Here is a 13,778-nt window from a genome sequence, read left to right as displayed (position 1 = left end):
TCCAGCTTAGTCTCAGTCGATGCGCTTGGCCGACTTGATGAACACCGGGTCGGCCGGAACATCCTTCATGCCACCGCGTACCGTGGTTGGCGAGTTGACGATGATGTCGACCACGTCCATGCCCTTGACCACTTTGCCGAACACAGCGTAGCCATCACCCTGGTCGAGGAAATCGTTGTCCTTGACGTTGATGAAGAACTGGCTGGTGGCCGAGTCCGGCACGGAAGTACGGGCCATGGACAAGGTGCCACGCACGTTGACCAGGCCATTCTTGTGCTCGTTCTTGATCGGCGCCTTGGTGTCTTTTTGCTGCATTTGCTGGGTGAACCCGCCGCCCTGGACCATGAAGCCCGGGATCACGCGGTGGAAAATCGTGTTGTTGTAGAAACCGCTGTCCACGTACTCAAGGAAGTTCTTGGTACTGATCGGGGCCTTGACCGGGTCCAGTTCGATTTCGATCTGGCCGTTGGTGGTCTCCAGCAGGACATGCGGCGCCTTGGCAGGTGTAGCGGCCATCAGGTTGGCGGCGAACAGAACGGAGCCGGCGGCGAGGGCGATTTTTTTCAGCATGGGTCAGTGATCCTGATTGGGGTGGTATCGACTGCGGTGAGGAACTCGAGCAGTGTCTGGTTGAAGCGTTCGGGCTGATCCAGCGGGGTGGCGTGACGCGAATCGGCGATCACCACCAGCCGCGCATCGGGCAGCAGTTTTACGTAGTTTTCCTTCAGCGCAACCGGTGTGTAGTCACGGTCGGCGCTGACGATGAGGGTTGGACAGGACACTTTCGACAGTCGTTCCTGAACCCCCCAGCCAACGATGGCATCGAAGCTGGCGAGATAAGCATGTTTGTCGTTTTTTGCCCAGCGTTCAGCCATTTTTTGTCGCAATTGGGCCTGCTCGGGCTTGGGGAACAATTTGCCACCCAGGGCCTTGCCGATGGTGCGCAGGCTAAGGGTACGCATCAGGCTCCAGCGCTTGAACCACTGCCAGTAATCGTCGCGGCTGCGCAACTTGACCTCGGGCGCGCTGTTGACGATGCACAGGCTTTTGAGCAGTTGCGGCTGATCCACGCCCAGCTGAAAACCGATCATGCCGCCCATGGACAAGCCCACGTAATGGATCGGTCCGAGCTTCAGGTGCTCGATCAATGCGACCAGGTCGGCGCTGAACCCGGCGATGCTGTAGCGCTCGCGGGGTTTGTCGGAGCGACCGTGGCCGCGCACGTCGGGGACGATCACCCGGTAGCGCGCGGCCAGCGCCGGGATCTGCTTTTCCCAGTCCAGGGTGCTGGAACCCAGGCCGTGGACCAGCAGCAGCGGTGTGCCGTGGCCGTATTCCTCATAGTGCAGGTTGCAACCTTCGTGTTCGAAATAGGCCATCAGTACACTCCGTGTCAGGCTTGTTCAGGGGCGGCGAAAGGTGCGTCCAGCGGCGCGGTGTCGAAGGTGCGCAGCAGTTCGATGAGAATCTGCGTGGCCGGGCCGAGGGGTTTGTCCTTGTTCGAATACAGGTAAAAGCTCGGGTTACGGCTGCCGCCCTGATCCAAAGGTAGCAGCTTGAGCGTACCTTCCCGCAGTTCCCGTTCGATCATGTGCCTTGGCAACCAGGCGAATCCCAGGCCGCTGCCGACGAACGTGGCGGCGGTGGCCAGGCTGCCGACGGTCCAGCGTTGTTCGGCGCCGAGCCAGCCGACGTCCCGGGGTTGCTGGCGACCGGAGTCGCGAATCACCACTTGCATCTGGCTTTCCAGGTCCTGGAAATTCAGTTCGCGATTGAGGCGATGCAGCGGGTGTTCCGGGTGGGCGACCGCGACGAATTCGACATCACTCAATTCCGCCCCCAGGTAGCCGGGAATGCTGAAACCGGTGATGGCCAGATCCGCCACGCCCTCCAGTAACACTTCCTCGACGCCCGACAACACTTCCTCGCGCAGTCGCACCCGGCAGCCACGGCTTTGCGGCATGAAGGCGGTCAGGGCGCGGACGAGGCGGGCGCTGGGGTAAGCGGCGTCGACCACCAGGCGCACTTCGGCTTCCCAGCCTTGTTCCATGTGGTGAGCCAGGTCTTCCAGCTGACTGGCCTGCTTGACCAGTTGCCGGGACCGGCGCAGCAACACGCCACCGGCTTCGGTCAACACCGCCTTGCGGCCGTCGATGCGCAGCAATGGCACGCCGAGCTGGTCCTGCATGCGCGCCACGGTGTAGCTGACCGACGATTGCGAGCGGTGCAGCGCTTCGGCGGCCTGGGCGAAACCGCCGTGGTCGACCACGGCTTGAAGCGTTCGCCATTGATCAAGGGTCACGCGGGGCGCTTTCATGATGGGCTCCTGTTGTCCTAAGCTGCGCAGTTCTAATTTGGAGACTGCTGAATGAAAAAGCTGTTTTTTTCAAGTTCGGGTGTTGTCCTGCTGGCGATGTTGCCGCTGACTGCGTTTGCGTACCCGATCGACGTACAAAAAGAACTCAATGGCTTGAAGATCGACTACACCACCTACGCCTCCGACTACGACCTGGGTTCGATCACCCTGAACAACTACGGCGAGACCGCTGCCGAATGCGCGGTGGTGTTCCGCAATGGTCCTGAATCCCCCAAGACCCGCAGGATCAACCTGGATGCCGGCAAAAGCGCCGACCTTTCAGCCAAGTTCAATCGCAAGATCATCAAGCTGTACATCAGCATGACCTGCAAGCCGAAATGACCTTCAGCGGAGCAGGCCGTCTGGCCATGCTCCGCTTATAAACGAAATTCTTGATCGATTATAGCAGTTATTTGCGCTTTTTGATCGATACAACACTGTTTAACCTTCACTCCATCGACCTACAGCATTCTCAGATGGAGCCTACATCCCATGTCCCGCGTTCTGATCATCGAAAGCAGTGCCCGTCAGCAAGACTCGGTTTCCCGTCAACTGACTCAAACCTTCATCAGCCAGTGGCAAGCCGCGCATCCGCAGGATCAGATCACCGTTCGTGACCTGGCCGTCAACCCGGTGCCGCACCTGGACATCAACCTGTTGGGCGGCTGGATGAAACCCGCTGACCAGCGCAGCGACCTCGAACAGCTTTCCCTGGAACGCTCCAATCAGTTGACTGACGAGCTGCTGGCCGCCGACGTGCTGGTGATGGCCGCGCCCATGTATAACTTCGCCATCCCGAGCACCCTCAAGGCCTGGCTCGACCATGTACTGCGTGCCGGCGTGACCTTCAAGTACACCGAAACCGGTCCCCAGGGTTTGCTCAGTGGCAAGCGTGCCTACGTGCTGACCGCTCGCGGCGGAATCTACGCCGGCAGCACCGCAGACCATCAGGAACCTTACCTGCGCCAGGTCATGGGCTTCATTGGCATCCACGACGTGACCTTCATTCACGCCGAAGGCATGAACCTGGGCGGCGACTTCCAGGAGAAAGGCCTGAACCAGGCAAACGCCCGGCTTGCCCAGGTCGCCTGACCCGTTAATCGCCAGATAATCACCGGATGGTCTAGTGACCTGGCGCACCCCTTTAAGCCTGTACGCGCATCAAACCTCCCTTTGCACTTATTGCTCCTGAGTGCCATAGCCCGATTGAACGCTTTAGCGAGATCGGGCTTTTTTTTGCCTGCGATTTATTGAACGTCCACAAACCCCCTGTGGGAGCGGGCTTGCTCGCGAAGGCGGTGTATCAGTCACTATCGATTTGTCTGGTCTACCGCTTTCGCGAGCAAGCCCGCTCCCACAAGTTCTGCGCTGTTTCAGCGTTAGCGATAACCGGCAAAACCCGTTATCGTCGCCGCCATTCAAAAACGAGGCGAGCATGGGCTATCTACTTTTTGTCACGCTGATCCAGGCGTTTTCCTTCAGTTTGATCGGCGAGTACCTGGCCGGTCATGTCGACAGTTACTTCGCGGTGCTGGTACGCGTGCTGCTGGCGGGACTGGTGTTCATTCCCCTGACACGCTGGCGTTCGGTGGAACCGGCCTTCATGCGCGGCATGTTGCTGATCGGGGCGTTGCAGTTCGGCGTGACCTATGTCTGCCTCTACTTGAGTTTCCGCGTGCTGACGGTCCCGGAGGTGTTGCTGTTCACCATCCTCACGCCGTTGCACGTGACCCTGATCGAAGATGCGCTGAACCGTCGTTTCAACCCCTGGGCTTTGATCGCGGCCCTGGTGGCGGTGGCGGGCGCGGCGGTGATTCGCTATGACCGGATCAACCCGGATTTCTTCATGGGGTTCCTGCTGCTGCAACTGGCCAACTTCACCTATGCCGCCGGGCAGGTGCTCTACAAGCACCTGGTGGCACGGCACCCAAGCGACCTGCCGCATTACCGGCGCTTCGGCTATTTCTACCTGGGCGCGCTGGCGGTGGCGTTGCCGGCCTTCCTGTTGTTCGGTAAACAGAATTTCCTGCCCGAGGCGCCCTTGCAATGGGGCGTGCTGCTGTTCCTCGGGCTGGTCTCCACGGCGCTGGGGCTTTACTGGTGGAACAAAGGCGCGTGCATGGTCAACGGCGGAACGCTGGCGGTGATGAACAACCTGCACGTGCCAGTGGGGCTGTTGATCAATTTGCTGATCTGGAACCAGCATGAAGCGTTGGGGCGCTTGCTGCTGGGCGGGTCGGTGATATTGATGGCGGTGTGGATCAGCCGGTTAGGCATACGCCAGCCGGCAGTCGCGCATTGAATCCCTGTCGGAGCGGGCTTGCTCGCGAAGAGGGCGTGTCAGTCAACAGCCAGGCTCAATGACGCACCGCATTCGCGAGCAAGCCCGCTCCCACAGAGGGCTTGCGTTACCGCGCCGCCATCTTCTCCACCAGAAAGTCGATGAACGCCCGGGTCTTCTGCGGCACCCGCCGTGACGAGGAGTACACCGCATTAATGGTGATCGCCGGAGCCTGCCATTGGCAGAGCACCGGCACCAGGCGGCCGGCTGCCAGGGCGTCTTCGACAATGAAGTCCGGCAGCAGGGCAATGCCCATCCCGGCTTCGGCGGCCTGGGCAAGCAAGTCGCCGTTGTTGGCGTGCAACGGCCCGGTCACGTTGACCCGTTGCGTTTCGTGGCCATTGCACAATTGCAGGCTGACCCCGCTCTGCAGATAGCCGTAGTTCAGGCATTGATGGGCGCGCAGGTCCTGGGGCGTGCGGGGGATGCCGGCGCGTTCGAGATACGCCGGGGACGCCACCATGATGCGCGGGGCCGGCGCCAGTTGCCGGGCGATCATGGTCGAGTCCGGCATGCTGGCGATGCGGATCGTCACGTCGAAACCGCCACGCACCGGATCGACTTGTTGATCGCTGAGCACCAGCTGTAGCTCGATGTTCGGATGCTGTTCATGGAACAGCGGAATCAACCGCCCCAACCGATGCAGGCCGAACGACATCGGCGCATTGACCCGCAACACCCCGCGCAGCTCGCCAATGCCATCCCGGGCGCGCTGCTCGGCCTCGTCCAGCGCGGCCAGCACCTCGCGCGCGGCTTCGAAATACTCGGCGCCTGCCTCGGTCAGGTGCAGGCTGCGTGTGGTGCGCTGCAGCAACTGCACGCCGATCGCCTCCTCCAGCGCCTGAATCTGTTTACTCACCTTTGATCGCGGCACGTCCATCGCGCGGGCCGCAGCGGCGAAGCCGTTCTCGCCGACGGTGACGACAAACGCGCGCATGCATTCGATCCGATCCACGATTGTCCCTTTTTTTGAATCAATGATATTCGATTTTAGGTAATTGTCCCTTTTTTAGCTAGCCCTTAAAGTGACATCCACGCCGACAAGCAAGCCGCTTACGGCCAGCGACTCACCCCTTACTCATTAAAGAAAACCGACATCAAAAGGAACGTGCCATGTCTATCCGTGAATTGCTCAACCCAACCAACTCCGCCCTGATCCTGATCGACCACCAGCCGCAAATGGCGTTCGGCGTGCAATCGATCGACCGCCAGACCCTGAAGAACAACACCGTGGGCCTGGCCAAGGCCGCCAAAATCTTCAATGTGCCGACCATCTATACCTCGGTGGAAACTGAAAGCTTCAGCGGCTACATCTGGCCCGAGTTGCTGGCGGTGCACCCGGATCAAAAGCCGATCGAGCGCACCTCGATGAACTCCTGGGAAGACAAGGCACTGGTGGATGCGGTCAAGGCGACCGGTCGCAAGAAGCTGATCATCGCCGCGCTGTGGACCGAGGTCTGCCTGACCTTCCCGGCCCTGGAAGCCCTGGCGGAAGGCTACGAGGTGTACATCGTCACCGACGCTTCCGGCGGCACGACCAAAGAAGCCCACGACATGTCGGTGCAGCGGATGATTCAAGCCGGCGCGGTACCGGTGACCTGGCAACAGGTACTGCTGGAATACCAGCGTGACTGGGCGCACAAGGACACCTACGAGGCCGTCATGGGCCTGGTGCTGGAACACAGCGGCGCGTATGGCATGGGCGTGGATTACGCCTACACCATGGTGCACAAGGCACCACAGCGTCAGGCTTAACAATCCGCACAACCCCTGTAGGAGCGAGCCTGCTCGCGATAGCGCAGTGTCAGTCAACGGATCTGTCGACTGGTACGCCCTCATCGCGAGCAGGCTCGCTCCTGCAATTGTTTTTGCTCAAAAGCGCCCCAGCTTCAGGGGGTACTCGATGACGATGTAGACCCGGTCGATGTCATCCCCGGCCTGAGCGCTGTTGGCCCGATGGGTCACGTGGGACACCTGCACTGACAAATCCCTGGCCGGTCCCGATTGCACGATGTAGCGCAGGTCGATATCCCGCTCCCAATGACGCCCGCCATCCCCTTGTTGCGGGACGTATTGGCCGCTGTCCGGGTCGAACGGGTTGTACGCGCCACCTTGGGGGGCATGGGTGCCGTCAATGCCGCGACCGGTGACGTAGCGGGTCATGAATTTCAAGCCGGGGAGGCCGAAGGCGCCCAGGTCGAGGTCGTAGCGAGCCTGCCACGAGCGTTCGCCGGGGCCGTTGAAGTCGGCGTATTTGATCGAGTTGGCGAGGTAAATCGAATCGCCGCCGACAAAGTCGAACGGCGTGTCGCCCTGGATCTTCTGATAGGCCAACGTAAAGCCCTGGGCGCCGACGGTGTATTTGCCTGACAGGCTGTAGGCGGTGTTATCGATCGCTCCGGCCACGGCCTTGCCGTAATCCCGGGTGTGATAGACATTGCTGTCGAGGAAGACCCCGGATTGTTTGAGGTGCAGGTTGGCGTAGTACTGATGCCAGGTGTCGCTCAGTTCGGAGGCGTACAGGGCGCCGCCCAACGGTTTGTCTTCGAACAACCGGGTGCCGAGGAAACTGATCCCGCCAGCCTGGGTGCTCGCCCCGTAGCCCGTAAAGTCTCCCTTGCTCGTTGAGGCGTCCTGATTCTTGAAGGCGGTGAAGTGCCCGGCCTGCCAATGCAGGTCGTCAAGCCCCCGGCTGTCGAGCAGCAAACCCGTGGCATATTCCGGTTGCAAGCGCTTGTCGGCGGTGTCGAACACCGGGGTTTCGACGGTCATCTCGCCGTAGGCCAAGGTGGTGCGGGACGTGCGCAGTTTCAACGCGCCACCGGCGCTGGAATAGTTGCTGGCACTGCGGCCTTCTGAATCCAGCGGCAGCAGGCCCGTCCCGGCATGCCCCTTGCCGCCATCCAGTTTCACGCCGAGAAAGCCGTGGGCATCGACCCCGAATCCGACCGTGCCGGCGGTAAAGCCGGAGGCAAACGAGGCGATAAAGCCTTGGGCCCATTCCTGTTTGTAGTTCTTGTTTGCCGGGGAGGGGGAGCGGTAGTCGTTGTGCAGGAAGAAGTTGCGACCCAGCAGGTCGACGGTCGAGCCGTCCACAACGCCTTGTGCCAAAGGCTCGGCAGCCAGGGTGGTGCCCCAGGTACCCATCAGCCACAGGGACAACCCCAGTCGAGCCACCTGATTTTCTGTACGCATGCCAGGCCTCGCGAATTCGGATCGAGGTAGCGTCGCGCATTTTGCGCAGGCGGGATTGGACGGCTGTGCTGTTTACATCACTTGTTTTTCAGACGCCGGGATGTGGCTCGCGCCCAGCACGGCCGGCAACAGCCCGGCGCGCAGATCCGTACCGCTCGGCTGCTGGTACAGGCTCAGGCCAAACTCCGGCAGCACCGCCAGCAAGTAATCGAAAATGTCCCCCTGAATCCGCTCGTAATCCGCCCACGCCGTGGTGCGGGTAAAGCAGTAGATCTCCAGCGGAATGCCCTGGGCCGTGGTCTGCATCTGCCGGACCATGCAGGTCATGTTCGGCTGGATCTCCGGATGGCTCTTGAGATACGCCAGCGCATAGGCGCGGAACGTCCCGATGTTGGTCATCCGTCGACGGTTGGCCGACATCGCCGCGACGTTGCCCTGGGCTTCATTCCAGGCCTTGAGTTCAGCCTGCTTGCGGCTGATGTAGTCCGTCAGCAGATGCACCTGGGACAGTTTCTGCTCTTCGTCATCGCGGATGAAGCGCACGCCGCTGGCGTCGATGAACAGGCTGCGCTTGATCCGTCGGCCACCGGACTGCTGCATGCCGCGCCAGTTCTTGAATGATTCGGACATCAGGCGCCAGGTCGGAATGGAGACGATGGTCTTGTCGAAGTTCTGCACTTTGACCGTGTGCAGGGTGATGTCCACCACATCGCCATCGGCGCCGACCTGGGGCATCTCGATCCAGTCGCCAACCCGCAGCATGTCGTTGCTGGTCAGCTGCACGCTGGCGACGAAGGACAGCAGCGTGTCTTTGTAGACCAACAGAATCACCGCCGACATGGCGCCCAGGCCCGAGAGCAGCAACAGTGGCGAACGATCGATCAGCGTCGCGACGATGATGATCGCGCCAAACACGTACAGGACCATTTTCGCCAGCTGCACATAGCCCTTGATCGAGCGGGTGCGGGCGTGTTCGGTGCGGGCGTAGATGTCCAGCAAGGCGTTGAGCAGGGCGCTGACGGACAACACCAGGAACAGGATGGTGAACGCCAGCGCCACGTTGCCAAGGAAAACCATCGCGGTTTTGCTCAGCTCGGGCACCAGGTGCAGGCCGAACTGGATCACCAGCGACGGCGTCATCTGTGCCAGGCGTTGAAACACCTTGTTGTGGCGAAAATCGTTGATCCAGTGCAGGGCCGGCTGGCGGCCGAGCATGCGGCTGGCATGCAGGATCAGGTAACGCGCCACTCGTCCGAGTGCCAGGGCGATCACCACCAGCAGCACCAGCGCCAGGCTGGCATGCACAATCGGGTGCTGATCAAGGGCGCCCCAAAGGTCTTGGGCATTGAGCCAGAGCTGTTTGATATCCATGGGCAAAAACGATTCTTCTGTAAGACGCGACGGGCGATTAGAGCATTTAAGACGCTTTGTATTACGTTCGGGGACAAATCAGGCAACAAAAAAGCCACTGTTTACTGCCGATTGCATAAAGAAACTCGGCCTTCGCGCTCGAAACCGTTACCCTATGCAGCTGATTTTTTGTATTTCTTCGAGGTAGCACCCGTGTTTTCCGAATTCGCCCTGCACGAACGCCTGCTCAAAGCCGTGGCCGAGCTGAAATTTGTCGAGCCAACGCCTGTGCAAGCAGCGGCTATTCCGCTGGCGCTCCAGGGACGTGACCTGCGGGTGACAGCGCAAACCGGCAGCGGCAAAACCGCCGCCTTCGTCTTGCCGATCCTCAACCGCCTGATCGGCCCGGCCAAGATCCGCGTCAGCATCAAGACCCTGATCCTGCTGCCGACCCGCGAACTGGCCCAGCAGACGTTGAAAGAAGTTGAACGCTTCTCGCAGTTCACCTTCATCAAGTCCGGCCTGATCACCGGCGGTGAAGACTTCAAGGTCCAGGCCGCCATGCTGCGCAAGGTGCCGGACATCCTGATCGGTACGCCAGGGCGGATGATCGAGCAACTGAACGCCGGCAATCTCGACCTCAAGGAAGTCGAAGTGCTGGTGCTCGACGAAGCCGACCGCATGCTCGACATGGGTTTCGCCGAAGACGTACAGCGCCTGGTGGACGAGTGCACCAACCGTCAGCAGACCATGCTGTTCTCCGCCACCACCGGTGGTTCGGGCCTGCGCGAGATGGTCGCCAAGGTGCTCAACAACCCTGAGCACTTGCAGCTCAACGCGGTCAGCCAGCTGAACGAGACCACTCGTCAGCAGATCATCACCGCCGACCACAACCAGCACAAAGAACAGATCGTCAACTGGCTGCTGGCCAACGAGACCTACCAGAAGGCCATCGTCTTCACCAACACCCGGGCCATGGCCGACCGTATCTACGGCCGCCTGGTGGCGCAGGAATACAAGGCGTTCGTGCTGCACGGCGACAAGGACCAGAAGGATCGCAAGCTGGCGATCGACCGCCTGAAGCAGGGCGGGGTGAAAATCCTCGTGGCGACCGACGTGGCCGCACGCGGCCTGGACGTCGACGGCCTGGACCTGGTGATCAACTTCGACATGCCGCGCAGCGGCGACGAATACGTCCACCGCATCGGTCGTACCGGTCGCGCCGGCAACGACGGCCTGGCCATCTCGCTGATCTGCCACGGCGACTGGAACCTGATGTCGAGCATCGAGCGCTACCTCAAGCAGAGCTTCGAGCGCCGCACCATCAAGGAAGTCAAAGGCACCTACGGCGGACCGAAAAAGGTCAAGGCCTCTGGCAAGGCTGTCGGCGTGAAGAAGAAAAAGACCGACGCCAAGGGCGACAAGAAAAAAGTCGCCGCCAAGACCCCGACCAAGCGCAAGAGCGCCAATCGTCCGAAGGCCGAAGCGCCGTCGCTGGTCAGCAAGGACGGCATGGCCCCGCTCAAGCGCCGCAAGCCGGAGGCGCCGGCGGCTGAATAAGCGCTGGAGCTGGAGAAAAAATGCCCGTATCGCAAGATACGGGCATTTTTCTTATGCGGGGTATCCAGGTTAAGCCGCGGTTTCAGGCGGCGATCCGGCGTAGCGTCGCGATAAACTGCGTTCCGTTATTTCAAATCAGTCAGGAGACAGGCATGGGCGAAGGGCAGGCACACTATGAGATCGAGGCCGAAACGCTCGGACGTGAAGACGTTCAGGCGCTGATCGAGCAACACGACGGGCCATTGCGCTTCATCGGCGTGGACTTCACCGATGTTGATCTGTCGAGGCTGGTGCTCGATGGCTGCGAGTTCCAGCGTTGCACCCTGCTGCGCAGCCAGTTTCTTGGCGCACGCCTGGAAGGCACGCAATGGAAGGGCTGCCGAGGCGCGCACGCGGTTTTCGAGGCGGCGCACCTGCTGGAGGCATCGTTCAATAATTGTGATCTGAACAACACACGCTGGCAGCGAGCCAAATTGGCGCAGGTCGCGTTCACCGGGTGCAAGCTGACCGGTGCCAACTTCAGCCATTGTTCGAGCCTGGGTCTGTCCTTCAATGAAACGCGGCTCAACAGTGCCTTTCTGTCGGGAATGTCCTTCGCCAGGAGCACACTGAACAACCTGGATTTTTCCGAAGCGGACTTGAGCGATGCAGACTTTCGCAAGGCCGAGTTTGTCGATTGCAGCCTGGCCCATGCGCGTATCAATGGCGCCACCTTCGCCGGTGCGGATTTGCGCGGTGCCGATTTGAGCGGTTTCCGGCTCAGTGATGCCAAACTGTTCAAGGGGGCCGTGATTTCCCGGGCACAGGCCTCGATGCTGTTGTCAGAGTTGGGTTTATCGGTCGCCTAGCGACCAGAGGTGGTGACTGTCCATGCTGGTGATTTCCAACAACGTGCATCTGCCGGATGCCGAGATCGAGTTGACCGCCATTCGCGCCCAGGGCGCGGGTGGGCAGAACGTCAACAAGGTCTCCAGCGCCGTGCACCTGCGCTTCGACATACCGGCCTCGTCCTTGCCCGAGTTCTACAAGGAACGGTTGCTGGCGCTGCGCGACAGTCGTATCACCAGCGACGGCGTGTTGATCATCAAGGCCCAGCAATACCGCACCCAGGAGCAGAACCGCGCCGATGCGCTGGCGCGCCTGACCGACCTGATCCTCAGTGCCACCAAGGTCGAAAAGAAACGCCGCCCGACCAAGCCGACCCTCGGTTCAAAGACCCGCCGGCTTGAATCCAAGAGCAAGCGCGGCAACATCAAGGCCGGGCGCGGCAAGGTGGATTTCTAGCGGGTTTGCCGCGCCTCGCGGTGTTTCGGCGCCTGCCGGTACAGGTAAATGCAGAGCAGCAGGCTGCTGATGGCGGCCAGTGCGGCGAACAGGAAGATCGACGCAAAACCGAACCCTGCGGCCACCGCACCGGCCAATGGCCCGGTGATCCCCAGCGACAAATCGATGAACAGCGAATAAGCGCCGACGGCCGCGCCGCGACTGGAAGCCGGCACCAGGTTGACGGCTTCAACCCCCAGCGCCGGGAACACCAGCGAGAAGCCGAAACCGCTCAGCGCCGCACCCGCCAGTGCCCAATGCGCATCGGGTGCCAGCCACAGCAGCAACAGGCCCAGGGTTTCCACCGACAGGCAGGCAATCGCCACGCGAAAGCCGCCCAGGCGATTGATCAGGTTGCCGAACAACAGGCGTGCACCGATGAAGCTGGCGCCGAACAGGCTCAGGCACAGTACGGCGTTATCCCAATGCTGGGTGGCGTAGTACAGGGTGATGAAGGTGGCGATGGTGCCGAAACCGATGGAGCCCAATGCCAGGCCGCAACCGTGGGGCAGCACCCGCCCGAGTACGTGCATGAATGGCAAGCGCTCACCGACCACGATCGGCGCGGCGATTTTCGGCCAGGCCAGCAGCAGGCCGAGCATCGCCAGCAGCACAATGCTCACGCCCATGCTCCACAGACCCAGCTGCCCGACCAGCCATACGCCCAGCGGTGCTCCGACCGCCAATGCGCCGTAGCTGGCGATACCGTTCCAGGAGATCACCTTGGCGGTATTCGCCGCACCGACCCGGCCGATGCCCCAACCAATAGAGCCTGAGCCCACCAGGCTTTCCGCGCTGCCAAGGACCAGGCGACCAATCAGCAGGCTGATCAAACTCAGCATCGGCAGGTGCTGGGTCCACGCCGAAATCAGCATGAACACGCCGCTCAGGCCGCAGCCGGCCAGGCCGTACATCACCGCCAGCTTGCTGCCCTTGTTGTCGATGATTTTTCCGGCGTAGGGACGGCTGAGCAGGGTGGCGAGGTATTGCACGCTGATCACCAGCCCCGCGATCACCGCGCCGAAGCCCAGGTCGCTGTGGACGTAACCGGGCAATACCGCCAGGGGAATGCCGATATTCAGGTAGCCGATAAAGGTAAACAGGACGATGGAAACAACTTGCAGCGTGACCGCCAGGGGGCGCTGGTTTTCAGACATGGGTAAAGGTCCACGGGGAAGCAGGATTAGATAGGCTGCTTATGATAACGGTGCACGCGTTCGTGGATGGTGAAAAAGTAAAACTATTTGCCCGTTGGGCACGTCAAGGCTTGGCGGGCGCCACCAGTTGCGTGGTGACCAGGGCGGCCAAGGCATTTTCCTCGCTGCCGAAGCGGGCGAGCAACGCGGCTTGTTTTTCGGGCGGCAGGCGATTCCAGATCTCGATCATTTTCTCGGCGGTGCCGATCAGAACGCTGGCTTGCGCTTCGCTGAAGTCGTCGGTCATGGGCGGGGCTCGGTTCAGGCAGTGTGGAAAGCGCATGTTAGCGCTTTCCACACGGTCTGTACGGCGGGTGTTTCAGTCTTCGCTGTCAGCCTGGCGGCTGTCAGATGCTTCTTTGGGCTCGGGCTGTTGGGCGCCGGCTTGTTGCGTGGTCGTCTGCTCAGGTTCGTGCAGGCTTGGGAAGGGGAGATTAGGAATCTCGTGCATAGTCGC

Annotated in this window: 15 protein-coding genes and 1 pseudogene; 7 read left to right on the top strand and 9 right to left on the bottom strand. The window is 61.0% G+C overall.

Annotated features, from left to right (window positions below; translation table 11 throughout):
• Positions 1 to 12: 12 nt before the first annotated feature.
• From F8N66_RS25650 to F8N66_RS25640, 3 genes and pseudogenes are all read right to left on the bottom strand, one after another.
• The gene (locus F8N66_RS25650) at positions 13 to 570 is read right to left on the bottom strand and encodes a peptidylprolyl isomerase (RefSeq protein ID WP_150772807.1); all 558 of its coding nucleotides are present in this window, start codon (positions 568 to 570) and stop codon (positions 13 to 15) included.
• 3 nt (positions 571 to 573) lie between these two features.
• Positions 574 to 1,379, bottom strand: a pseudogene (locus F8N66_RS25645) (alpha/beta fold hydrolase).
• Positions 1,380 to 1,393: 14 nt separating this feature from the next.
• On the bottom strand, positions 1,394 to 2,317 hold the full coding sequence (locus tag F8N66_RS25640; RefSeq protein ID WP_150772805.1) for a LysR family transcriptional regulator: 924 nt from the start codon (positions 2,315 to 2,317) through the stop codon (positions 1,394 to 1,396).
• Positions 2,318 to 2,368: 51 nt separating this feature from the next.
• Here F8N66_RS25640 and F8N66_RS25635 point away from each other — a divergent pair, with 51 nt between their 5' ends.
• From F8N66_RS25635 to F8N66_RS25625, 3 genes are all read left to right on the top strand, one after another.
• Complete coding sequence (locus F8N66_RS25635) at positions 2,369 to 2,698, top strand: 3-phosphoglycerate kinase (RefSeq protein WP_150772804.1); 330 nt, start codon at positions 2,369 to 2,371, stop codon at positions 2,696 to 2,698.
• A gap of 150 nt (positions 2,699 to 2,848) precedes the next feature.
• Complete coding sequence (locus F8N66_RS25630; RefSeq protein WP_150772803.1) at positions 2,849 to 3,448, top strand: FMN-dependent NADH-azoreductase; 600 nt, start codon at positions 2,849 to 2,851, stop codon at positions 3,446 to 3,448.
• Between the two features lie 343 nt (positions 3,449 to 3,791).
• Positions 3,792 to 4,658 (top strand): carboxylate/amino acid/amine transporter, encoded by an 867-nt coding sequence (locus F8N66_RS25625; protein WP_150772802.1) that lies wholly within the window; start codon positions 3,792 to 3,794, stop codon positions 4,656 to 4,658.
• A gap of 106 nt (positions 4,659 to 4,764) precedes the next feature.
• Here the strand turns inward: F8N66_RS25625 and F8N66_RS25615 are convergent, their stop codons facing one another.
• Entirely contained in the window at positions 4,765 to 5,652 is an 888-nt protein-coding gene (locus F8N66_RS25615) for a LysR family transcriptional regulator (protein ID WP_150772801.1), read from the bottom strand.
• Positions 5,653 to 5,810: 158 nt separating this feature from the next.
• On the opposite strand from F8N66_RS25615, the gene F8N66_RS25610 reads away from it, so the two are divergent.
• Positions 5,811 to 6,452, top strand: coding sequence for a hydrolase (locus tag F8N66_RS25610; protein WP_150772800.1), 642 nt, complete (start codon positions 5,811 to 5,813; stop codon positions 6,450 to 6,452).
• Positions 6,453 to 6,569: 117 nt separating this feature from the next.
• Here F8N66_RS25610 and F8N66_RS25605 read toward each other — a convergent pair whose 3' ends face one another.
• Positions 6,570 to 7,844, bottom strand: coding sequence for an OprD family porin (locus tag F8N66_RS25605; RefSeq protein WP_224790522.1), 1,275 nt, complete (start codon positions 7,842 to 7,844; stop codon positions 6,570 to 6,572).
• Positions 7,845 to 7,964: 120 nt separating this feature from the next.
• Positions 7,965 to 9,263 carry a mechanosensitive ion channel family protein gene (locus F8N66_RS25600; RefSeq protein ID WP_150772798.1) on the bottom strand — a complete coding sequence of 433 codons (1,299 nt, stop codon included), beginning with the start codon at positions 9,261 to 9,263 and terminating at the stop codon, positions 7,965 to 7,967.
• A 192-nt stretch (positions 9,264 to 9,455) separates the two neighbouring features.
• Between F8N66_RS25600 and F8N66_RS25595 the strand changes: the two genes are divergently transcribed.
• The 3 genes from F8N66_RS25595 (at position 9,456) to arfB (ending at position 12,086) form a co-directional block, all read left to right on the top strand.
• Positions 9,456 to 10,802: a DEAD/DEAH box helicase gene (locus F8N66_RS25595; protein ID WP_150772797.1), complete on the top strand. Its 1,347-nt coding sequence runs from the start codon at positions 9,456 to 9,458 to the stop codon at positions 10,800 to 10,802.
• Positions 10,803 to 10,954: 152 nt separating this feature from the next.
• Entirely contained in the window at positions 10,955 to 11,650 is a 696-nt protein-coding gene (locus tag F8N66_RS25590) for a pentapeptide repeat-containing protein (protein WP_150772796.1), read from the top strand.
• Between the two features lie 22 nt (positions 11,651 to 11,672).
• Entirely contained in the window at positions 11,673 to 12,086 is a 414-nt protein-coding gene (gene arfB / locus F8N66_RS25585) for an alternative ribosome rescue aminoacyl-tRNA hydrolase ArfB (protein WP_150772795.1), read from the top strand.
• On the opposite strand, the gene F8N66_RS25580 is transcribed toward arfB, so the two are convergent.
• The 3 genes from F8N66_RS25580 to F8N66_RS31980 all read right to left on the bottom strand — a co-directional run bounded on the left by F8N66_RS25580 (position 12,083) and on the right by F8N66_RS31980 (position 13,772).
• Positions 12,083 to 13,282: an MFS transporter gene (locus tag F8N66_RS25580; protein ID WP_150772794.1), complete on the bottom strand. Its 1,200-nt coding sequence runs from the start codon at positions 13,280 to 13,282 to the stop codon at positions 12,083 to 12,085. The two genes, arfB and F8N66_RS25580, sit on opposite strands and share 4 nt — an antisense overlap.
• Positions 13,283 to 13,385: 103 nt before the next feature.
• Entirely contained in the window at positions 13,386 to 13,568 is a 183-nt protein-coding gene (locus tag F8N66_RS25575) for a hypothetical protein (protein ID WP_150772793.1), read from the bottom strand.
• Positions 13,569 to 13,640: 72 nt separating this feature from the next.
• Complete coding sequence (locus F8N66_RS31980) at positions 13,641 to 13,772, bottom strand: hypothetical protein (protein WP_256576250.1); 132 nt, start codon at positions 13,770 to 13,772, stop codon at positions 13,641 to 13,643.
• Positions 13,773 to 13,778: the final 6 nt, after the last annotated feature.

Source organism: Pseudomonas fluorescens (assembly GCF_902498195.1).
Taxonomy (GTDB): Bacteria; Pseudomonadota; Gammaproteobacteria; order Pseudomonadales; family Pseudomonadaceae; genus Aquipseudomonas; species Aquipseudomonas fluorescens_BU.
The sequence above is the reverse complement of the archived record's forward strand: the minus strand, read 5'-3'. Positions and strand labels throughout refer to the sequence as shown.